Origin of the sequence: Vibrio orientalis CIP 102891 = ATCC 33934 (assembly GCF_000176235.1) — a bacterium.
In the GTDB taxonomy this organism is placed as follows: Bacteria; Pseudomonadota; Gammaproteobacteria; order Enterobacterales; family Vibrionaceae; genus Vibrio; species Vibrio orientalis.
The window spans coordinates 1,244,512-1,264,609 of record NZ_ACZV01000004.1 but is presented as its reverse complement, the minus strand read 5'-3'; the positions used below and the strand labels follow the sequence as shown (position 1 = coordinate 1,264,609).

Below are 20,098 nucleotides of genomic sequence, written 5' to 3'. Positions count from 1 at the left end.
ATGTTAAATGGAGAGTGGTTTTGATTTTATTTTTATTAATGGTGAATAAATTTTCATTATTGCCTTGTTTTGGCGTTTTTTGCGGATATAATCAATTTCATTGAAAAGTTATTCATTATTTATGAGTTTATAGTCATCTAGGGAGTAGTCAGATGAGCGATACACTTCTTGCCCAAGAGAGCCAAAAATCAAGCAGAAACCTGCTGATGTTTGCGATTCCATCATTATTGGGTTTGTTCTTTTTCCTTGCGCCACTTACTCACGACGGTAGCTTTACCTTTCCTTTAGCTTTAATGGCGAAAGCATTTAAAGCGGTTCTTGGTGATGCAATTCTACCAACCGTAACTGGAGTCATTTGTTTTTCTGCGATTGCTTCGATTGCCGCAAGTCTTATTAAGCCAACTTTTGTTACTCAATCTCCTCTGCTGACTAGACTTTTTGTTCTTACACCAACTTGGTTGGCCATTCGTACTCTAGGTGCGGTATTTACTCTGCTAGCACTGCATCAAATCGGTCCAGAGATCATTTGGAATGGCAATACAGGTGGACTGGTTCTAAACGATCTTCTGCCATCACTGCTTGTGACTTTTTTCTTAGCTGGATTATTGCTGCCACTTCTACTGAACTTTGGCCTTCTAGAGCTGCTAGGCACCTTACTAAGTAAGTTTATGCGCCCAGTTTTCCGTCTACCGGGTAGAGCTGCGATTGACTGCATGTCTTCATGGCTAGGTGATGGTACGGTCGGTGTTATCCTGACTAGTAAGCAGTATGAAGATAAAAAGTACACAGCACGTGAAGCTGCGGTTGTGGCAACCATGTTCTCACCAGTGGGTATTTCGTTCTCGCTCGTTGTTCTTACTCAGGTCGGTTTAGCGAACTATTTTGTACCGTTCTACTTCGCTATCTGTCTATCGGGCGTGGTGGCGGCGATGGTGATTCAGTTCTTACCACCTCTGTCATACAAGAAAGATCTCTACATTGATGGTACAGCACCAAACCGTGACGATGAGCTAGTACCAGCAGGCAAATCGACCGCTGGCTATGGTCTTGAGCTAGCACTAAAACGTGCTGACAAAGTGAAAAGCTTAGGCTCAGTAGCAAAAGAAGGTTTCAGTAACGCGCTGGATATGGTGTTTGGTGTACTTCCAGTGGTAATGGCGATTGGTACCTTAGGTCTTATCGTTGCTGAGGCAACTCCAATCTTCTCACTAATGGGCGCGCCGTTTGTCCCACTGCTTGATATGCTAAATGTGCCAGAAGCAGCGGAGGCGGCAGAGACAATGTTGGTTGGCTTTACCGATATGTATGTTCCTTCGATCATTGCAGCATCGACGATTAGTACTGACTTAACCAAGTTTGTTGTGGCAGCTCTGTCAGTTACTCAGCTTATCTTCATGTCAGAAACGGGCTCTGTCATTCTAAGCAGTAAAGTGCCAATTAACTTCCTAGAGCTGATGGCAATCTTCCTGCTAAGAACGTTAGTGACTTTACCAATCATTGTTCTAGTGGCACACGCTATCTTTTAACTAGAACAGCGGTGAAACTTACAGCCCGATAGGCATTTGTCTATCGGGCTTTTGTTTTTAATTCAGTTTCGAATGGCTAATAATCAACGCAATTAGCGTGTCCAAATCCTGCTTTGCTTTATCTTGGAGTGGAAAGCCCATGTTGACTCGAATGCAGTCAGTGTAGAGATCTAACGTGCTAAACAAGCTGCCAAGACGAATATCCAATTGGAGCTTATCAACTTGTTCAGCAAATGCGTTATGCTCGAGATGTGGGATCTGAATCCACAGCACCATTCCCCCTTGAGGGTTACTCAATTTGATCTGTTTAGGCAGCTTGTTCGTTAGGTAAGTGAGGTATTCTTGCCTTAGCGTTAATAGCTGATTTCGTCTTCGTTTGACATGTTTTGCATACTGACCGGACTCAATAAAGTCTGCCACAGCTAGCTGAGTCGGTAAGGCGACACCATAGCTGGCGGCGGCGAACTGGGTTTTATACTGCTCGAAATATCGGCCCGGTAAGCACCAGCCTAGTCGGTAGCTTGGTGAGAGGCTTTTGGATACTGAGCCGCACCATAAGACGTAACCATCTTTGTCGTAATATTTGGCGGGCAGTGGGGTGTGGGATGAGTAAGACAGCTCTAAATAGACATCATCTTCGATAACCGGGACTTGATATTGGTTAGCCAACTGGGCGAGTTTTTGCTTCTGGTTAGCGGACATATTGATCCCTTGAGGGTTCATATGTGAGGTACAAAAAATCGCGGCATCGACACGTTGGTGCTTAAGATGGTTTTCAAGTTGCTCTAGATCGACCCCGTCGTCCAGAGATGGAATCTCGATAATCTTGCGCGACATCTGACCAAGAAGTTCTATGATGCCATTAAAGCAAGGAGAGCTGATAGCAATGGTATCGCCCTCTTCACTGCAAGACTCTAATGCCGCTTTGATTGCTGACATGCACCCAGCGGTGATCACTAACTCGTCTGAAGAAAAATGATGATCAAATTTGGCGAAATGACTAGCCAGTGCATCACGCAGGGACGGTTCACCTTGGATGTTAGGGTAATGATTGATGCGATCCCCCATGCGTCGAAGTGAGCGTCGAAAACTACGCTCTAACTCGGTGATGGATTGATCGTCGTTGGTGGTACTAGAGACACCTAGTGGACCATTGAGTGCGTTGTGAGTGGGGGCACTTCTCTTAACGTGAGAGACCTTACTGACAAACTGTACCAAGTCAGGGGTAAGGTGAGAGAGTTGACGCGGCGATACATAATAGCCAGCTTGCGGCCGGGCATGAATCCATCCTTGAGACTCTAACTCTTGATAACAGCTCACCACTGTCGACATGCTGACCGACTGCTGCTTAGCCAGTTGCCTCAGTGAGGGCATTTTGCCACCCTCTGTACGTTTACCGCTCTCAATCTCTTCAATAAATTGTTCGGCTAGCTGCTTATAGATACTCATCCGTGTATTCAAACTCAACTGTACTGGTTTTTGTTTTAAAAATTGTATCTGTATCTGATTCATGCCTCAAGGGATACTGCTGAAAAACATAGGAGGGATGAATATGAAAAGAAATGATTTGCTATTGGCTGTTCTCGTTATGGCGATTTGGGGATTTAACTTCTCGATGATCAAGATGGGAGTGACCAATGTCCACCCTCTGCTGGCGACTGCGGCACGGTTTGCGTTGGCGGTACTCCCTGCAATTTTCTTTATTCCTAGACCGACTGTGGCTTGGCGTTACCTAGTCAGTTACGGGTTGGTTTTTGGTGTTGGGATCTGGGGCATGGCATCTTGGTCAATTACTGCTGGGCTATCTTCCGGGATGTCGTCGGTGCTGCTGTCTGGAAACGTACTCATTGGTATGGCTGTGGGGATTGTGATCTTCAAAGACGAAGCGCCTTTTCGAAAGCTTGTCGGCGCGGCTCTGGCGCTGTGTGCGTTGGTGGTATTGGTTTCAGCGACCACGGGCAATGTTACGCTTAGTGGCGTTATTTTAATCATGATTGCAGCGTGTAGTTGGACATTAATGGGCGTGATCGTGAAAAAATCACAAACAACCCAAGCTTTTGCGTTTAATGTCTGGGGAATGCTTTTTGCGCCAATTCCGTTAGTGTTATTTGCGGTTTCTCTGCATGGTGAGCAAATTCTATGGCAAGCCGTTGAACTGTGGGACTGGAACACGACGATTGCCGTGGTGTTTCAAGCTTACCCGACCACCTTATTCGGTTACTGGGTGTGGAACATGATGCTGATTAAGTACCCGTTAAGTACCACTGCACCATTGACTTTGCTAGTGCCAGTCTTTGCCTTGATTAGTGGTTATTTTATGTATGACGAGGTGCTGTCATTGGCGCAAATAGTGGCATCTGGACTGTTTTTGATTGGCATTGGGCTGATTGTTAAACCAGTCAAGGCTTCCTCATTCAAAATGAGCCATAAGGCACCGTTGGCTCGTTAAAATAACGGCACCAAGTAACAACGTTTGCTTGGTGCCGATTTAAGCTAAACCAGTTCGACTTCTACGTTACTTTGAACTTGGCTGGAGCAAGCTAGGGTGTAACCATTGGCAATATCTTCTTCGCTCAAGGTTTCAGTACTGGTGCGTGAGACCTCGCCTTTGGTCACTTTACATTTGCATGAACCACACATACCGCTGCGACAAGCAATGATGATCGGCACGCCGTTCTCTTCCAATACGTCCGCAAGGGTTGAGCCTTGAGCCACTTCGGTTGCGACGCCAAATGCGGGCACTTCAAATTGAACCACCCCACCGGATTCGTTTTCTGAATGAGCTTCGATGGGGGTGAAGCTCTCTTGGTGGAACTGCTCAAGAGAAACACCAAGCGCTAAGGTATTGCTTTCCATATCTTGCATAAACAGAGTTGGGCCACAAAGGTAGACAGTGCGCTCAGCAATATCTGGGCAAAGTGTATTCAGCCACTCTTTGTCGAGGCGTCCCTGTGGATGACGCGTACCACTATTGTCTTTAAGTAGTAACTTAAAATCGAAGTTGTCATTGGCGGCATCCATTGATTCTAGCTGATCAAAGTAGATGGTTTTATCTGCACTTTTTGCCATATGGATAAAGGTAATGTCGATATTCTCTTTATCTCGTAGCCAAGTTGAAGCCATCGACATCACAGGGGTAATACCACAGCCTGCACTGAGCAAAGCGACCTTTTTCTTGGGCGGGCAATCGACACTATTAAATGGTCCTGTAGGCGCCAATACATCGACAGAATCGCCAATATTAAATTGGTCGATGACGTGATTTGACACCAGACCACCTTCAACTTGTTTAATCGTAAGTTTAAGATGGTCATCGCCGGGCATTGAAGCGAGGGAATAGGCGCGGTATTCGATTTTCCCATTTAGCTCGAATCCAAGTGACACAAACTGTCCGGGCTTAAAGCCACTAAAGTGAAGGTGACTGCCATCGGCTGCTTCAAGCTTGATGCTAACCGTATCGTCCGTTTCGTTCCATTTATCGACGCAACGCATTTTTGCAGGTTGATTATTTTGCCATTCAATAAACATCGTTTCTCTCGTACAAAAGCGCCCAATACCAAGAGCTAAACACTCTAAGTACTGGGCGTGAGCAGTGAAGGGATTAAGCCGCTAGGATCGTTTTTAGGTCTTCTTCTACGCTGCCAATACTGCGCATATCGAACTTATCTTGAATGACCTTGATTAGGTTATCAGTTAAGAACGCAGGAGCGGTTGGGCCGGTGTAAATGCCTTTTACACCTAGAGCAAATAGAGTCAGTAGAATCACGATCGCTTTTTGCTCGAACCAAGATAGAACCAAGGTTAGCGGTAGTTCGTTGATGTCGCAGTCGAACTCTTTAGATAGTGCGAGTGCAAGCTGAATTGCTGAATATGCATCGTTACATTGGCCAACATCAAGAAGGCGTGGAATACCGTTGATGTCGCCAAATTGATTCTTGTTGAAACGGAATTTACCACACGCCAGAGTTAGGATGACGCTATCTTCTGGAGCTTGCGCAGTGAAGTCTGTGTAGTAGCTACGCTCAGATTTATCTCCGTCACAACCACCCACGAGGAAGAAGTGTTTGATGTTGCCTGCTTTAACTTGCTCAACTACGGCAGGAGCCGCTTTCATTAATGCGTTGCGACCAAATCCTACCGTGATCATTTGTTCAATTTCATCGTGCTGGAAACCGTCTTGGGCAAGTGCACATTCGATAACTTGGCTGAAATCATCGCCTTCGATGTGTGCAACACCCGGCCAGCCGACGATGCTGCGAGTGAATAGGCGATCGGCGTATTGGCCCACGTTAGGGTTTAGCAAACAGTTTGACGTCATCACTATCGCGCCAGGGAAGTTAGCGAACTCTTTTTGCTGGTTTTGCCATGCGCTACCGTAGTTACCGACTAGGTGAGGGTACTTGTTAAGCTCAGGGTAGCCGTGTGCAGGTAGCATCTCACCGTTCGTGTATACGTTGATGCCTTTGCCTTCCGTTTGTTGAAGGATCTTTTCTAGATCGTGCAGGTCGTGACCCGATACCAGAATTGCTTTACCTTTGACTGTCTTGACGTTAACCGCGGTAGGCTCTGGGTGACCAAACGTTTCAGTTTCACCGTGATCGAGCATCTCCATCACTTTGTAGTTCATTAAGCCAATTTGCATTGAGCACTCAAGCAGTGCGTTCAGATCTTCAGGGTCAGTGCCTAACCACGCCATGATTTGGTGATACTCAGCAAAAATATCATTGTCAGTTTGTTCAAGTACGCGAGCATGCTCCATATAAGCCGCTGCACCTTTTAGGCCGTAAAGGCAAAGTAGACGCAAACCAATCACATCTTCACTGATGGTTTGGTAGCCGCGGTTTACCGCAACTTGTGGAGCATAAGCTAAGATTGCTTCTGCTGTTGCTGGAAGCTCAAAATCAGCGACGCTTGGTGCTTGTTCTAGTTCAACATTACCCAGTTTCGCAGCCGCAAGTGTTTGCTCTTTTAGGCGCGCTTTAAATTGTGCCGCTTGCGCAGAAAGCTCAAGGATACGCTCAGGATCGAAGTTGACGTTGGTCAGTGTTGAGAAGAAAGCGCGTGGAGCCCACTGGTTGATTTCATTGTCGATAATATCGAACTTTTTCGCTTGCTCTGCCCAGTAAGAGACGCCTTGCAGTGTGTAAACAAGCACATCTTGTAGATCTGAAACTTCAGAAGTTTTACCACACATACCTTGTGCGAATGAGCAGCCCTTTACAGTCGGGGTTTGAATAGTCTGTTCACATTGAATACAGAACATTGCGAGTCTCCAGTAACAGTTGTTTGTTTTGAGCGAATGAGTCCGCTTACTTTTATATGTCACTGTAAGAGCAGGTAACGTGCCAATTTATAAGTCTTTGATTTTGTATGGTTTATCGTGGAAGTCCTCAACGAGTGGTTGTAAAAAACACATCGTTGTTGATGTGTTTTTTACAACGAAAATCGAGGTGAGTTAGTTATCGATGTTGAGCTTCTTTCCCATACGGTACAGATTGCCACGATCCATCTGCAAAAACTCTGCGGCTTTTGACCAAGTTTTGTCCGACTTTTCAAGTGAGTGACGAATCAAATCTTTTTGGTACTCTTCGACCAATGAACGCATTCCAGTGCTTTGTTCTGGAAAATACTTTGATGTGTTTTTTACATCCTGACGGGTCGAGAGCCCATCAAAATGGTCGATTGTAATGATGTGTTGCTGTTCTTGAATCGCTCTTAATGCCGCTCGTGTTAACGTATGCTCAAGCTCGCGGACATTACCAGGCCATTGTTGTGATTCTAGCTGAGCTAACGCTTTAGGATGTAAATGTAAGTTTGGAATATTAAATTGGCTGCGAACCTTTTCGAGTAGATAACCTGCGAGTACGGGAATGTCACCTTCACGTTTTCTAAGTGGAGGAACGGAAATAGGAAACACATTCAGGCGATGATAAAGGTCGGCGCGGAAGGTTCCTTCTTCGACCTCTTTTTCTAAATTTCGGTTTGTTGCAGCAACGATGCGTACGTTGACCAATAGGTGCTTATCACTGCCGACTCGCTGTAACTCACCTTGCTGAATCACACGCAGTAACTTAGCTTGTAAAAGGAGCGGGAGCTCTCCGAGTTCATCTAAAAAGATGGTACCGCCATCGGCCAATTCAAACTTACCAGCGCGTGAGCTATTTGCACCGGTAAATGCGCCTTTAACGTGCCCAAACAGTTCACTTTCCGCCAGACCTTCAGGCAGTGCGGCACAGTTAACGTAAATCATAGGTTTGTTGTTACGATGAGACTGCGCGTGGACGCTATGAGCAACCAACTCCTTACCAACACCCGTTTCACCGGTGATCAGCACGGCATAATCCGATTGGGCTACCGTCGCGATGTTGTTTCTGAGCTGCTGGATTTGAGGACTAAGTCCAACCATCTCGCCTTCTTTCGAACGAGCCTGTTGGATTAGTGTCTCGGTGACATGTTTCTGCTTTTTGTTTTGCGCTTTCAGCGCCTTGATTTGACCGATATTACGCAGGGTTGCGGCAGCCAGAGCAGCAAAGGTTTCAATGGTAACGGACTCAATGGCGTCAAAGGCTCCGACGGTCATTGAGTCGAGCGTTAATATCCCGACCAGTTGGCCATCGACATGCAAACTACAACCTAAACAGTCATGCACATCCAATTCGGCTTCTTCACTGAGTAGGACGCCGCTAAAAGGATCAGGCAGCTCGCAGTTGGCGTCAAAACGCACTGGCTGTTTACTCTGCATTATGGCTTCAAGGCGAGGATGCGTTTTTGGAAAAAAACGTCGCCCAAGTACACTACTCGATAGCCCCTTCACGGCAACTGGAGTTAAGAATCCATCTTCATCAAAAATAAACAAAGCACTCGCATCACACGGAAAGACCTGATCAATACCATCAATTAGATGCTGATATTGTGTTTCATTGGTTAGGTTTGAGCTTAAGTTCAGTGCGATATCAAGCAGCACTTTGTTCATGTTTTGATGCATTGAGGGTGCCTTGCAGTATAGGTTTGCAGGCATCCTAACAAGTGGATGTCATTATTACATCGCACTAAAGGGTATAAACGCTATACACTTGATTTTGGTCAAGTAGGCGACTATTTGTTGTTGAATTGATTTCGGTATTGATGCGGAGAAATGCCGATTAAGCGCCTGAAGTGATGTCGCATTGTAGTCGCATTTTCAAAGCCTGCTTGATTGGCAAGGCGCTCGATCGATGTTGAATTATTCTCTAAAAGTCCTTTGGCGCGCTCGACTCGTTGTTGAATCAACCACTCTTTTGGCGATAAATCAAAACTAGCGCGAAATTTCCGATCAAAGGTTCGACGTGACATGTTGGCTTTGTTCGCAAGCGCATCCACACTGATACTCTTATCTAAATTTTGGTTTGCCCAATCTAAAGCATCAGAGAATTGGTTCGGTATTTCTAATATTGGCGTTTCGACGAACTGCGTTTGTCCACCTTGCCGATGTGCAGATACCACTAAACGTTTCGCTACTTGGTTAGCAATCGCATATCCGTAGTCTTGACGAATTACGGCTAAGCCAAGATCTAAGGCAGATGCACTACCCGCAGAGCAACCGATGCTGCCATCAAAAACGTACAGGACATCAGATTGATAGCGAATTTGTGGGAATTGTTCACGAAAGGCTTTTTCGTACATCCAGTGCGTCGTCGCGACTTTACCATCAAGTAACCCTAATTTGGCCGGTAAGAAGGCCCCAGAACATAATGTCAGTAAGCGTTTGCCCGCTGAGACAAAATTGGATACTTCACGTTCAATGATATCAGGGATAGGGTAGTCCCATGTTGGCCAGCCAGGGATAATTAAAGTGTCGTATTTCTCAAGGCTATCCGTGTATTGAGTCGTGAGAACGATATTGCCTGTCGTGCTGATCGGCTTATTTTCCATATTGATCACATCGGTTTGATACCAATCTTCAAATTCGGGCCTTGGTAGAGCAAACAGTTCGACGGCACAGGACATCTCAAATAGCGTGACATGCGAGTGGGCGAGGATAGCGACACGATTCATTTTCCGATCCTTGGGTAAACACCATTTGGCTTAATATTAACGAACATTGTCTATTAAGCCAATTTTGGTGGTGAAGTTTTGCTCGCATAATGGATTTTGTTCACTCAGATAAGGAGATAAAACATGGGAAGTGCAGTATCAAGAGTCGCGGCCGCAAGCAGCAAAGAAGCATTAGCGCATTTTGAATCACTACTAAAATTTGAGACCGATTGTTGGGATGTTCACCATGCCCTAACTAATGGTTTGCAAGATTTTGTGCTGGTGGATGTGCGTGGTGAAAGCTTATTTGAGCAAGGCCATATTCAGGGCTCAATCAATATTCCCCATCCAAGACTTAACGAAAAGCGCTTGGCTGAATTTCCTCAAGACACCTTGTTTGTTGTCTATTGCGCGGGCCCACATTGCAACGGAACGGAAAAGGCGGCGATTCGGTTAGCTAAGCTAGGTCGACCAGTAAAGAAAATGATAGGCGGAGTGACAGGTTGGATTGATGAAGGGTTTGAATTACTCTCACACAAGAATATATGCAAAAAACGCATAGCCTGATTGAATAAAGATCACTTGAGTCATTGCGCGTAGATCTCTACACTTCGCGCTCTTTTTTAACCCATGCTGAGATTTAGAATCATGTTTTCTCAATCACTTTTCGCTCAGCTGATGAGAATGACCCTGCTATTGGGCTTGTCTCTTGTTGTCGTTCACCATTCTCCGAAACTGTTGGAGTTGTTAGCGCAGCAGGCAATCAATAGCGGCTGCCACCAGACGACTGGTGGTGAGCACGACCATTCTCACCACCATCATCACTAAGGTTATGCGATGAGCATTTTTCGATTTCCAATCATTGTTTGGCTAGGGATCGCCATCTTAATTACCTGTCTGGGTATCAGACAATCATTTGGCATTTTTATGATGCCGATTTCGGAGCACTTCCAAACAGGGCGTGAGTTCTTTAGCTTTGCGATTGCATTACAGAACCTTTTGTTTGGTGTGTTTCAGCCATTTGTTGGCATGGCTGCTGACCGATTTGGCGCTAAACGTATCGTCATCATGGGTGCTATCGCATACGGATTAGGCTTATATCTAACATCCATTGCGGTTGAACCAAGCATGCTGTACCTATCACTGGGCGTGTTAGTAGGCCTTGGTCTAAGTGCGACAAGCTATGTGATTGTTCTTGGCGCAGTCGCGAAAGTTGTTCCTGCTGAACATGCTGCGAAGGCGTTCGGCTTGACTACAGCTGCTGGTTCATTCGGTATGTTTGCGATGATCCCAGGCGCACAGACTATGCTGACTGAGTTTGGTTGGCAGGGGGCGCTACAGGGTTTTGCAATTCTTTGTTCGACCATGATTGCCTTTGCACTGTTTATGCGCTCGCCTAAGCCGTCAGACTCCAATGCTGAGGCGCAAACTGCAGAGCAACAACAAACGCTTAAGCAGGCGTTAAAAGAGGCATTTAACCACAAAGGTTACTGGCTTATTCATGCGGGTTTCTTTGTCTGTGGCTTCCACGTAATGTTTATTGCTACGCATTTACCGAGTTACTTGGCGGATAAAAACCTATCGGCGCAAACTGCAGCCATGGCGCTCGCGTATGTCGGTATTTTTAACATTTTCGGCTCGTACTTCTGGGGTGTGATGGGTGATAAGTACAGCAAGCGTCATGTAATGTCTGCTCTATACCTAATGCGCACGGTTGTGATTGGTGCCTTTGTCACCCTGCCTGTAACCGAGCACACTGCCGCTATCTTTGGTGGTGCGATAGGCTTCTGTTGGCTAGGTACGGTGCCGTTGACATCAGGCTTAGTAAGACAGATCTTCGGCGCTAAATATCTATCAACTCTGTATGGTTTAGTGTTCTTCACGCACCAAGTTGGTAGTTTCTTAGGAGCTTGGGCAGGCGGTCGTATTTATGACTACTATGGCTCGTATGATCCGATCTGGTGGTCAACGGTCGTACTTGCTTTTGCCGCAGCATTGATTCATTTGCCGATTAACGACAAACCAATCGAAAGAGCTCTGTCTCCTACCACTGCGTAAGAAAACTGAATAAAAACTAAGCCCATCATTTTCATTTCGATTATGATGGGCTTAGTTTTTTCTATGATAATAAATACTGTATATGCTTGCTGAATGGATAACTCCCGAAGCATTGATCGCAGCCTTACTCATTTTCTTAGGCTCCTTTGTTCAGACTGCGATTGGCTTTGGTTTAGCGATTGTCGCTGCCCCGTTATTGTTTTTGATTTCACCCGACTACGTGCCTGCACCGATCTGCCTTGTCGCGTTGTTTATCTCAATACTCAATGCGCTTAAGCATCGTGATAGCGTTGAAATTGGTGGTTTAAAAATGGCGCTCATCGGTCGAGTTCCGGGCTCGATTGCTGGTGGTGTACTGCTAGTGATGGTCTCGACAGACTTACTGGCTCTATGGCTGGGGGCATTGGTGCTATTTGCTGTTATCGTAAGTCTACTGCCGTTTCGTATTGAACCGACGCCAGCGCGCATGACTATAGCCGGATTTTTCTCAGGATTCTTTGGGACCAGTTCCGGTATTGGCGGCCCGCCGATGGCGCTACTCTTGCAACATCAAGAAGCGAATCAGTTGCGTGGTAATTTATCCGCATTCTTTGTCTTTAGTTCGATGATCTCGTTGATCATTCAGATGCCAGCCGGTTTTCTAACTATGCACCATGTCTGGATTACCGTCCCTTTGATTCCTGCGGCTTGGTTGGGGTATAAACTGGCAAGGCTTACTACACAAACACTACCTAAAGAGAAGATCCGTATTGGCGCGCTGCTGCTTTGTTCTATTAGCGGAGCAACCGCAGTGTGGCAAGGTTTGCAATAAATTAGGTGATATTCATCTTACGTTAAGGAAAGATCATGATACTGGAAGTCGCAATCTTAGATGTAAAACCAAACCTAGAGGCAGAGTTTGAACATAATTTTGCAAAGGCACAGACGATTATTTCGAGTATGAAAGGCTATGTGTCGCATCAGCTACAACGCTGTATTGAAAACCCAAGCCGCTACATTTTGTTGGTAAACTGGGAAACATTAGAAGATCACGAGCAGGGCTTTAGGCAGTCTGCTGAATATCAGGAATGGAAGGCTCTTTTACATCATTTTTACGATCCATTCCCAACTGTAGAGCATTATAAGCCAGTCTACAGTTAGACTTTGATAGGAGAAATAGAGTGCTCAGAGTTCTTGGCAATATAATTTGGTTTTTGTGTGGTGGCGTGATCATGGGGCTAGCTTGGTGGCTAGTTGGTTTGATTTGCTTTATCAGTATTATCGGTATCCCTTGGGGACGAGCATGTTTCGTGATTGGTAACTTCTCTTTCTTCCCGTTTGGTCAAGAGGTGGTTAGCCGTGACGAGTTAACCAAAGAGATGGATATTGGTACCAGTCCACTTGGGACGATAGGTAACATCGTTTGGTTCTTACTGGCAGGTATTTGGCTTGCTATCGGCCATATCATGTCTGCTGTTGCGTGTTTTATTACCATCATCGGTATTCCATTCGCACTACAGCATTTGAAACTAGCGTACATGTCATTGGCACCAATTGGTAAAACCGTTGTGTCGAAGGAAGAAGCAGCGATGGCGCGCTACAGTAAGTAATTAAAGAGTATGGAAGAGCCCGCTTAGAGTGATTTAAGCGGGCTTTTTTGTATCAATTCAATAGGCTTTAATACCAAATGCTTTTAGGCGAGCAGGTAATACATCGTCCAATTGGGATACTTCTTCTGGCATGACTTCAATCAAGGCGAAGTTGTGTTGCTCATAGACTTGTCTAATTGACTGTCGCTCTGCTTCTGATACCTCTCCGGTGTCACTGCCCCAGTATTGTAGGTAAACTTTCCCACTCGGTAGGTAGAAGTCGCTTAACACATCTTGTTCGATTGGGAGTTGTCTATCGTACGCATGGACGACGCCATTCATATATAGCCAATTGTCGATGATGAGCTCACCTTTGGATCGAACATAATGGCCGTCTAAGGTGCGATGTTTAGCTTCAAACTTTTGTCTGAAGCTAGAGATAGACTTGTCGGTCGCGTGTGCTTCTGCGTCTTGTCCTGAGAACTCGACTACAGATTGGCGTAATCGCTTGTTGCGTACAATAGAGTCATGCCAAACAGCAAACTTTTGACCGCTCTCTTTATCTTCGCGTTGATAACCACCAACAGTAAGCCCTGAAGCGGTGATATGCCAACCATCTTCAGCTTTTTCTATCCAGCCGAGCTCTTGCAGCAGTTGGTTGATTTTCTTAGCGTTTAGAGAGAAGCGTTGGCCAATTTGAGTGGCACTTAGCGTCTTACCGCTGGTGGCATCGGAATCGATCAGTAGGTTCTCAGGCCAGACAATAAATTGGCCAAACTTGGTGTGATTAACGTATTCGCCGCCAAACTTGCTGCCTAGTTCGGTAAGCACCCAGCCATCTTCGCTACGATTAATGTAACCAGCGGTTTTTAACTCGTTGAAGAGTTCTTTTGCTTCTAGGCTACGCAGCTTGGCTAAAGCTGTGGTTGAGATCTTGTCAGACATGGGTACCTCCGGTTCAATATCGATATTGTTGGAGCAAAGGCCAATTTAATCAAGCAGATGAGTGCAAATATTGGAGAGGCGTAGCCCCGGTTTGTTGTTTGAAGAAGGTAATGAAAGCGCTATCGCTGGAAAACTCTAGTTGATAGGCGACGTCATTGACTTGCAAACCTTGTGATAGCAGTTCAATTGATCTCAATAAACGCCATTGTTGCCGCCAAGATTGGTAGGGCATACCGGTTTCTTTGTTAAAAATACGGCTGATGGTTTTGCTGCTTGCCCCCACTTGATTGGCTAATTGGTTGAGTGCAGGAGCAATGGATGTAGGTTGATCGAGAGAATTAAGCCAAGTGGTAAGCCGTGGATCCGATGGAAGCGGCAATGAGAGAGATTGCACCGGCGCTTGTTCGAGCTCTTCGACAAATAGGGCGAGTGTATTACTCATTTCTGGCTCTGGCTTATCCCACGGCCAAAAAGCCATGCGTTCAATCAGCGCTTGCAGCAAGGGGGTCACTTGAACAATTTTGATTTGATCAATAGGTGGGGTAACCCTTGGTGAAAAATAGAGTGAACGATATTCGACGATATTATTCATGGTTGCGCAGTGTTCGACACCCGCAGGGATCCAAGCTGCGCGCGTGGGCGGCAAAACACTTTTCTTCCCTTTTAGTTGAATGCTCATACACCCTTGTGGCGCATAGAGTAATTGAGCTTTGTTGTGGGTGTGCATGCCAGAATCATGCTTGCCAATTCTTGCTGCAATACCAACGACTGCGCTACATAACTCATCCGCATTGAAGCGAGTTGACTCATCAATTAGTGCCATTTGTCTCTATTTTGAAGTTTATTGTTCTGATGTCGTTATTTGGACTTTAGCACTCTTCATTAAACTGCGCCCACTTTTTAGAAACTTAGTGAGTAAGAGATGAATAAAATCCCTTCTGTTTGGCTCATGGTCGCATTGATGATGTTTCCGCAAATCATTGAGACGATCTACAGCCCGGTATTGCCTCATATCGCCCAAGCGTTTGAGGTAAGCAATAGTATGGCTGGCCAAACATTATCCATTTACTTTACTGCGTTTGCGGTTGGCGTGGTTTTTTGGGGTATTGCGGCAGACTATCTTGGCCGTAGGCGCGCGATGCTACTTGGTTTAACGGCCTATGGGTTGGCGGCGATAGGTGCTTTGTTTGCCACTCAATTTGAATGTTTGATGTTGTTTAGAGCATTGAGTGCCTTTGGTGCGGCTGTTGGTTCTGTGGTGACACAAACCATGCTGCGTGATAGCTATGATGGGTCAGGACTTGCTAAAGTGTTCGGTTACATGGGAATGGGGATCTCGATCAGCCCTGTACTTGGCTTAATGTCTGGCGGCTTGTTGTCTGAGCTCGCTGGCTATCAAGGCGTATTTTCTGCTTTGTCGTTATTGGCTTTAGTGTTGCTTTTAGTATGTTGTTGCTGTTTACCTGAAACCAAGGCGGAACATATTAGCAAGCCTGACATAGTTGGTTTAGCTAAGCAGATGCTGCTTGATAAGATCCTTTGGCTCGATGCTGTGATGGTTGCTAGCTTTAACGTTTTGTTGTTCAGTTACTATCTTCAAGGTCCGTTTGTGTTTGAAGCTATGGGACTGACCAGCCAACAATTTGGCTACAGTGGCGTGGTATTAGCGCTAGGTACTTTTATCGGCAGCAGCATCAATAAGAGTTTATTGCAGCGTGATTGGCGATCGGGCTTGTTGATCATGCTAGCGGTTAGCGGTGCATTAGTCGGTGCGCTCGGTGTATGGGCACTGCAATCAAGCTTATGGCTGTTGGTTCCTATGTTAGTGATTGTTGCCTCGTTTGGAGTGGGAATTCCTAATTTATTAAGCGGCGCGCTCATCAACTACAAGGCTCAGGCTGGCAGTGCAGGTGCGTTGTTTGGATTGATGTACTATTTGATGATTGGTCTTGGTTTATCAGCTGTCGGGGTAATGCAAGACCTTGGCATGGCGCTTAGTCTGTTTGGCGCTGTACTGCTGGTGGCGAAACTGACTCGATAAAAAAGGAGGCGATGGCCTCCTTTTTTAGTACAACTTCCCATCCACGAGTACCGCCTGACTTCGATAATCTTGGCCTAAAACGGTGGCAGAGGCACGGAAGCCATTCTTTAGTGCACCAAGCTTTTCGCATTGCAATGCTTGTGCTGGGTAGGTTGAGGCCATCTTGAGCGCTTCGTCCTCTGATATGCCCCATTCAATGACGTTTGCGACTGATTCATCCATGCCAATATGCGCGCCAGCGAGGCTGCCTCTGCTGTTGACCAGCTTATTGTCTACTACACTGATCACTTCGCCATCGAGTTCGAAATAATCTTTTTCGCTGCCAACCGTTGCCATCGCATCAGTGACAATCAACATTTTACCTTGCGGTTTGGCTTTGTGGGCAAGTAGGAAGCTTTGCGGATGAACGTGGATATTATCGGTGATGATTGAACACCAAGCGCTATCGGTATTTAGCGCTGTTCCTACCACGCCGGGTTCTCTGCCTTCAAAAGGCGACATGGCGTTAAATAGGTGGGTAAACCCGTCTACATAACTGAGTTTTTCTTCGGTTAACTGTGACGCCTTAGCGTTGCTGTGACCACAAGACAAGGTGAAGTTTTGCGCTTTCATCCAACTCAAAGCACTTGGCTCGATGTTCTCTACTGCAGCTGTAACCAAAACTTTACCTTGGCTTGGCCAAGCAAACTGCTTGAGGTCTTCGACGCTCGGTGCATAGAACAAATTTGGATCGTGGGCACCTTTCTTATCCTTGTTTAACCAAGGGCCTTCAAGATGAATGCCAAGTAAGCCGGCGATGTGATCACTCATGCCCTGCTGAGTCGCACTGAGCGCTAGCTGAATGTTTTCTGGCGTTGAACTTATCAAGGTTGGCAGTAAGTAGGCAGTGCCGTGTTTACGGTGAGCCGTGCAGATGGTGTCGATACCTTGTGGGGTAATGGTATTATTGAACATCACCCCTCCGCCGCCATTAACTTGAATATCGATAAAACCAGGGGCGATGAGTGCATCAGCAAAGTGTTGATGCTCAATATCATCGGTTAACTCAGATAGCGGAATAATGGTGTGAATATGTTCCTTATCCCAAACTAACGCAGCATCAGTATGATATTGATTGCCGTCAAAAATACGTGGGGCCGAGATAGCTTTGAGTCCCATTCTTTACTCCTTAAATTGATAGGCTGCGCCAAGTAGGCAAGCATCGTAGTTACCGATCGCTTCGGTCACTGGGATTTGAAACGCACTCGGTCGTGTTTGAATCGCTTTTCTTACACGATCTAAATAGCCTTTGGCGAGTCCAACACCACCACCTAGAACAATCACATCCAAGTCCAACGTCGCTTTCAAGTTACAGCATAGCGTAGCAATGGCTTGGGCACTGTGAGAGATGATCGTCTCGGCGACTGGGTTGCTGTCCGCTTGCTCAAAAAGATCAATATTGCTAATGGGTGGAGTAAACTCGGCATCACTGGCTTTTTTAATCGCGGTACCAGAAGCGATAACTTCCACACACCCTGTTTGGCCACAACCGCATTGCGGGCCTTGGCTATCAATAGAGATATGACCGATATGGCCCGCTAAGCCTGCGCCGCCTTGATGTAACTTACCATCAATGATAATACCGCCACCCACTCCGGTAGAGACAGTAATGAACGCCATATTTTTCACTGGTGTCTCAAGTCTAACAAATTCGTACCATGCCGCTGCTTGGGCATCATTGAGCATCGCGACAGGCTTATTTGTTAGTGATTCCAACGCTTGAGCAAGTGGGAAAGGGCTTGGAAAAGCTAAGGTATCTGGGTTGATGGCTGAGATACCGCCTTTGGTGACTAAGCCCGTTGTCGACACCCCGATATTATCTATTTTTGGCAGCCATTGCTCTGCACATGTCAGTATGACTTGCGCAAACTGCGCTGCACTTTGTGCCCTAGGCGTCGGGATCTGGGCTCGTTCGATCAGCTTACCATCTGTGACTAAGCCTAACGCTATCTTGGTTCCGCCAATGTCGATGGCTAGTGTGTGCATTGCTTTCCCCCTACCGCCTGCGTCGCGGCGTTAAACCAGTTGGTGACCACTTCTAGGCGAGTAATCGCTGAACCTACGGTTACCGCAACTGCGCCAGCTTCTATCGCTTGAGCCGCTAATTCTGGTGTGTTGTAGCGACCTTCTGCCATTGTAAAGAACCCCGCTTGGGAAAACTGTTTCACCAATTGCAAATCTGGTTCGGTAGGCTCAACCTCACCGACATAGCCAGACAGCGTTGAGCCGATAATCTCGACTCCTTGCGTGTGGGCCCACTCTCCGTCATCAAAACAAGAGCTGTCTGCCATCGCAAAGCACCCAGAGTTTTTAATTGCTTGAGCAATGTGATCGCGGCTCTCAGGGCGTTCACGATCTGTGGCATCAAAGGCAATGATGGTAGCTCCCGCATTCGCAAGGTTATCAACATCGTGGGCAAAAGGTGTGATGCGAACGGGACTGTCCTGCAAGTCACGTTTCACGATTCCAATAATTGGTACACTCACCGTAGCAGCGACAGCGGCGACATTTTCGACACCTTCGATGCGAAGGGCTCTTGCTCCTGCTTGTTCGGCAGCCAGCGCCATCGCGACGATAAATTCTGTTTTTTCTAATGGACTACCAGCGACGGGTTGAATAGAAACCACGGTTTGACCTAGTAAGGATGACTTTAACTCGTTGATATTTAGTGTTTTTGTTCTCACGACGGGCCTCATAAGTTAAGCGTTGAATTGCGGAGTGATGGGAAGAAAGCGATCCATCTCAATTCGTCTAATCAGTGTGCTAATTGATAACTCTGGCGAATTTTTGTCCGCGATCACATTTTGCAAAAAGTTGGTTTGAAAATAATCTTCACGGCAATAATAATCTATAACGAAGATTTTTTTCAAACAAAATAAAAGTTTTTTTTGAAATTGGTGAAGCAAGGTAAAAATCTAATAAAAGGGAATAATATGAAAGCCATCAACAAACTTACTATCGCTATGCTGGCTCTTGGTTGTGCCGTTTCTGTTAACGCTGAAACGACGCTAAAAATGGGTATGCAAGCTTCTGTTGGTTCTGTGGAGTACACTTCGGCGAAGCTTCTAGCGGACACAATCGAAGAGATGAGTAATGGCGAATTGAAGTTGGCGCTGTACCCAAGTGCACAATTGGGTGATGACAGAGCAATGCTTCAGCAACTGAGTATGGGTGATTTGGATATCACTTACGCTGAGTTTGGTCGTATGGGTCTTTGGATCCCACGTGCCGAAGCGGTAACGCTACCTTATGTTGCACGCGACTATGATCACCTGCGTCGTATGTTCGACTCGGAATTTGGTCAAGGTGTTCGTGAAGAGATGCTGACTAAGTTTAACTGGCGTGCGCTAGATACTTGGTACAATGGTACACGTGAAACCACTTCTAACCGCCCTCTAAATAATATTGAAGACTTTAAAGGTCTTAAATTACGTGTTCCAAACGCTAAGCCAAATCTAAACTACGCAAAACTGTCAGGTGCATCTCCAACACCGATGGCGTTTTCTGAAGTTTACCTAGCACTACAAACGAATGCCGTTGATGGCCAAGAGAACCCGTTACCAACCATCAAAACCATGAAATTCTATGAAGTTCAAGGCAACTTGGCGATGACTAATCACATCGTTAATGACCAGATGGTGATCATTTCTGAGCCAACATGGCAAAAGCTTTCTGCAGAAGAAAAAGAGATCGTGAGCAAAGCCGTTGCTAAAGCGGGCGCTGCACATACTGCATCCGTGAAACAGCAAGAAGCGGATCTGATTTCATTCTTCGAAAAAGAAGGTGTGAAGGTCACTTACCCAGATCTTGCTCCATTCCGTGAAGCAATGCAGCCTCTGTACGCTGAATTTGAACAAAAGATCGGCGAGCCTGTAGTTAAAAAACTCGCAGCTATGTAAGGAAATAAA

At 46.1% G+C, this 20,098-nt stretch carries 20 protein-coding genes; 10 read left to right on the top strand and 10 right to left on the bottom strand.

What is annotated here, in order from left to right:
- The first annotated feature begins 152 nt into the window (after positions 1 to 152).
- Entirely contained in the window at positions 153 to 1,526 is a 1,374-nt protein-coding gene (locus VIA_RS09185) for a YjiH family protein (RefSeq protein WP_004412630.1), read from the top strand.
- 57 nt (positions 1,527 to 1,583) lie between these two features.
- On the opposite strand, the gene VIA_RS09180 is transcribed toward VIA_RS09185, so the two are convergent.
- Positions 1,584 to 2,975, bottom strand: a complete 1,392-nt coding sequence (locus VIA_RS09180) for an aminotransferase-like domain-containing protein (protein WP_004417012.1) — start codon at positions 2,973 to 2,975, stop codon at positions 1,584 to 1,586.
- 103 nt (positions 2,976 to 3,078) lie between these two features.
- Here VIA_RS09180 and VIA_RS09175 point away from each other — a divergent pair, with 103 nt between their 5' ends.
- Complete coding sequence (locus tag VIA_RS09175) at positions 3,079 to 3,975, top strand: EamA family transporter (RefSeq protein WP_004412626.1); 897 nt, start codon at positions 3,079 to 3,081, stop codon at positions 3,973 to 3,975.
- Positions 3,976 to 4,019: 44 nt separating this feature from the next.
- Here VIA_RS09175 and VIA_RS09170 read toward each other — a convergent pair whose 3' ends face one another.
- The 4 genes from VIA_RS09170 to VIA_RS09155 all read right to left on the bottom strand — a co-directional run bounded on the left by VIA_RS09170 (position 4,020) and on the right by VIA_RS09155 (position 9,560).
- Entirely contained in the window at positions 4,020 to 5,054 is a 1,035-nt protein-coding gene (locus VIA_RS09170; protein WP_004412625.1) for an FAD-binding oxidoreductase, read from the bottom strand.
- 73 nt (positions 5,055 to 5,127) lie between these two features.
- Positions 5,128 to 6,789, bottom strand: coding sequence for a hydroxylamine reductase (gene hcp / locus VIA_RS09165; RefSeq protein ID WP_004412623.1), 1,662 nt, complete (start codon positions 6,787 to 6,789; stop codon positions 5,128 to 5,130).
- A 192-nt stretch (positions 6,790 to 6,981) separates the two neighbouring features.
- A complete protein-coding gene (norR, locus tag VIA_RS09160) occupies positions 6,982 to 8,511 on the bottom strand; it encodes a nitric oxide reductase transcriptional regulator NorR (RefSeq protein ID WP_004412621.1) in 1,530 nt (509 codons plus the stop codon).
- Positions 8,512 to 8,621: 110 nt separating this feature from the next.
- Positions 8,622 to 9,560 (bottom strand): helix-turn-helix domain-containing protein, encoded by a 939-nt coding sequence (locus VIA_RS09155; RefSeq protein ID WP_004412619.1) that lies wholly within the window; start codon positions 9,558 to 9,560, stop codon positions 8,622 to 8,624.
- A 123-nt stretch (positions 9,561 to 9,683) separates the two neighbouring features.
- On the opposite strand from VIA_RS09155, the gene VIA_RS09150 reads away from it, so the two are divergent.
- From VIA_RS09150 to VIA_RS09125, 6 genes are all read left to right on the top strand, one after another.
- Positions 9,684 to 10,106, top strand: a complete 423-nt coding sequence (locus VIA_RS09150; protein WP_004412618.1) for a rhodanese-like domain-containing protein — start codon at positions 9,684 to 9,686, stop codon at positions 10,104 to 10,106.
- An 81-nt stretch (positions 10,107 to 10,187) separates the two neighbouring features.
- On the top strand, positions 10,188 to 10,367 hold the full coding sequence (locus VIA_RS09145; RefSeq protein ID WP_004412617.1) for a hypothetical protein: 180 nt from the start codon (positions 10,188 to 10,190) through the stop codon (positions 10,365 to 10,367).
- A gap of 9 nt (positions 10,368 to 10,376) precedes the next feature.
- Entirely contained in the window at positions 10,377 to 11,597 is a 1,221-nt protein-coding gene (locus VIA_RS09140; protein ID WP_004417006.1) for an MFS transporter, read from the top strand.
- 82 nt (positions 11,598 to 11,679) lie between these two features.
- Positions 11,680 to 12,408, top strand: coding sequence for a sulfite exporter TauE/SafE family protein (locus VIA_RS09135; protein ID WP_004412613.1), 729 nt, complete (start codon positions 11,680 to 11,682; stop codon positions 12,406 to 12,408).
- A 35-nt stretch (positions 12,409 to 12,443) separates the two neighbouring features.
- Positions 12,444 to 12,737, top strand: a complete 294-nt coding sequence (locus VIA_RS09130) for an antibiotic biosynthesis monooxygenase family protein (protein ID WP_004412611.1) — start codon at positions 12,444 to 12,446, stop codon at positions 12,735 to 12,737.
- Between the two features lie 20 nt (positions 12,738 to 12,757).
- Complete coding sequence (locus VIA_RS09125) at positions 12,758 to 13,186, top strand: YccF domain-containing protein (protein ID WP_004417003.1); 429 nt, start codon at positions 12,758 to 12,760, stop codon at positions 13,184 to 13,186.
- Positions 13,187 to 13,243: 57 nt separating this feature from the next.
- Here the strand turns inward: VIA_RS09125 and VIA_RS09120 are convergent, their stop codons facing one another.
- Positions 13,244 to 14,110 (bottom strand): hypothetical protein, encoded by an 867-nt coding sequence (locus VIA_RS09120; protein ID WP_004412608.1) that lies wholly within the window; start codon positions 14,108 to 14,110, stop codon positions 13,244 to 13,246.
- 49 nt (positions 14,111 to 14,159) lie between these two features.
- A complete protein-coding gene (locus tag VIA_RS09115; protein WP_004412606.1) occupies positions 14,160 to 14,933 on the bottom strand; it encodes an AraC family transcriptional regulator in 774 nt (257 codons plus the stop codon).
- Positions 14,934 to 15,032: 99 nt separating this feature from the next.
- On the opposite strand from VIA_RS09115, the gene VIA_RS09110 reads away from it, so the two are divergent.
- Positions 15,033 to 16,151, top strand: coding sequence for an MFS transporter (locus tag VIA_RS09110; protein WP_004417001.1), 1,119 nt, complete (start codon positions 15,033 to 15,035; stop codon positions 16,149 to 16,151).
- Positions 16,152 to 16,175: 24 nt separating this feature from the next.
- On the opposite strand, the gene nagA is transcribed toward VIA_RS09110, so the two are convergent.
- From nagA to VIA_RS09095, 3 genes are read right to left on the bottom strand one after another with little or no spacing between them, the layout of a single operon-like run.
- Positions 16,176 to 17,309, bottom strand: a complete 1,134-nt coding sequence (gene nagA, locus VIA_RS09105; RefSeq protein ID WP_004412604.1) for an N-acetylglucosamine-6-phosphate deacetylase — start codon at positions 17,307 to 17,309, stop codon at positions 16,176 to 16,178.
- A 3-nt stretch (positions 17,310 to 17,312) separates the two neighbouring features.
- A complete protein-coding gene (locus VIA_RS09100; protein WP_004412603.1) occupies positions 17,313 to 18,176 on the bottom strand; it encodes an N-acetylmannosamine kinase in 864 nt (287 codons plus the stop codon).
- Positions 18,164 to 18,886 carry a putative N-acetylmannosamine-6-phosphate 2-epimerase gene (locus VIA_RS09095; RefSeq protein WP_050778692.1) on the bottom strand — a complete coding sequence of 241 codons (723 nt, stop codon included), beginning with the start codon at positions 18,884 to 18,886 and terminating at the stop codon, positions 18,164 to 18,166. Before VIA_RS09095 ends, VIA_RS09100 begins: the two co-directional genes overlap by 13 nt.
- Positions 18,887 to 19,123: 237 nt before the next feature.
- Here VIA_RS09095 and VIA_RS09090 point away from each other — a divergent pair, with 237 nt between their 5' ends.
- Positions 19,124 to 20,089 carry a sialic acid TRAP transporter substrate-binding protein SiaP gene (locus VIA_RS09090; RefSeq protein WP_004412600.1) on the top strand — a complete coding sequence of 322 codons (966 nt, stop codon included), beginning with the start codon at positions 19,124 to 19,126 and terminating at the stop codon, positions 20,087 to 20,089.
- Positions 20,090 to 20,098 lie beyond the last annotated feature (9 nt).

Excerpts from the sequence above, each read along its gene's own strand:
- VIA_RS09185 (WP_004412630.1), top strand. The coding sequence starts at position 153 with ATGAGCGATACACTTCTTGCCCAAGAGAGCCAAAAATCAAGCAGAAAC.
- VIA_RS09110 (WP_004417001.1), top strand. The coding sequence starts at position 15,033 with ATGAATAAAATCCCTTCTGTTTGGCTCATGGTCGCATTGATGATGTTT.
- VIA_RS09130 (WP_004412611.1), top strand. The coding sequence starts at position 12,444 with ATGATACTGGAAGTCGCAATCTTAGATGTAAAACCAAACCTAGAGGCA.
- VIA_RS09175 (WP_004412626.1), top strand. The coding sequence starts at position 3,079 with ATGAAAAGAAATGATTTGCTATTGGCTGTTCTCGTTATGGCGATTTGG.
- VIA_RS09140 (WP_004417006.1), top strand. The coding sequence starts at position 10,377 with ATGAGCATTTTTCGATTTCCAATCATTGTTTGGCTAGGGATCGCCATC.
- VIA_RS09145 (WP_004412617.1), top strand. The coding sequence starts at position 10,188 with ATGTTTTCTCAATCACTTTTCGCTCAGCTGATGAGAATGACCCTGCTA.
- VIA_RS09170 (WP_004412625.1), bottom strand. The coding sequence starts at position 5,054 with ATGTTTATTGAATGGCAAAATAATCAACCTGCAAAAATGCGTTGCGTC.
- VIA_RS09180 (WP_004417012.1), bottom strand. The coding sequence starts at position 2,975 with ATGAGTATCTATAAGCAGCTAGCCGAACAATTTATTGAAGAGATTGAG.
- VIA_RS09150 (WP_004412618.1), top strand. The coding sequence starts at position 9,684 with ATGGGAAGTGCAGTATCAAGAGTCGCGGCCGCAAGCAGCAAAGAAGCA.
- VIA_RS09155 (WP_004412619.1), bottom strand. The coding sequence starts at position 9,560 with ATGAATCGTGTCGCTATCCTCGCCCACTCGCATGTCACGCTATTTGAG.
- VIA_RS09095 (WP_050778692.1), bottom strand. The coding sequence starts at position 18,886 with ATGAGGCCCGTCGTGAGAACAAAAACACTAAATATCAACGAGTTAAAG.
- VIA_RS09135 (WP_004412613.1), top strand. The coding sequence starts at position 11,680 with ATGCTTGCTGAATGGATAACTCCCGAAGCATTGATCGCAGCCTTACTC.
- hcp (WP_004412623.1), bottom strand. The coding sequence starts at position 6,789 with ATGTTCTGTATTCAATGTGAACAGACTATTCAAACCCCGACTGTAAAG.
- VIA_RS09120 (WP_004412608.1), bottom strand. The coding sequence starts at position 14,110 with ATGTCTGACAAGATCTCAACCACAGCTTTAGCCAAGCTGCGTAGCCTA.
- norR (WP_004412621.1), bottom strand. The coding sequence starts at position 8,511 with ATGCATCAAAACATGAACAAAGTGCTGCTTGATATCGCACTGAACTTA.
- nagA (WP_004412604.1), bottom strand. The coding sequence starts at position 17,309 with ATGGGACTCAAAGCTATCTCGGCCCCACGTATTTTTGACGGCAATCAA.
- VIA_RS09090 (WP_004412600.1), top strand. The coding sequence starts at position 19,124 with ATGAAAGCCATCAACAAACTTACTATCGCTATGCTGGCTCTTGGTTGT.
- VIA_RS09115 (WP_004412606.1), bottom strand. The coding sequence starts at position 14,933 with ATGGCACTAATTGATGAGTCAACTCGCTTCAATGCGGATGAGTTATGT.
- VIA_RS09100 (WP_004412603.1), bottom strand. The coding sequence starts at position 18,176 with ATGCACACACTAGCCATCGACATTGGCGGAACCAAGATAGCGTTAGGC.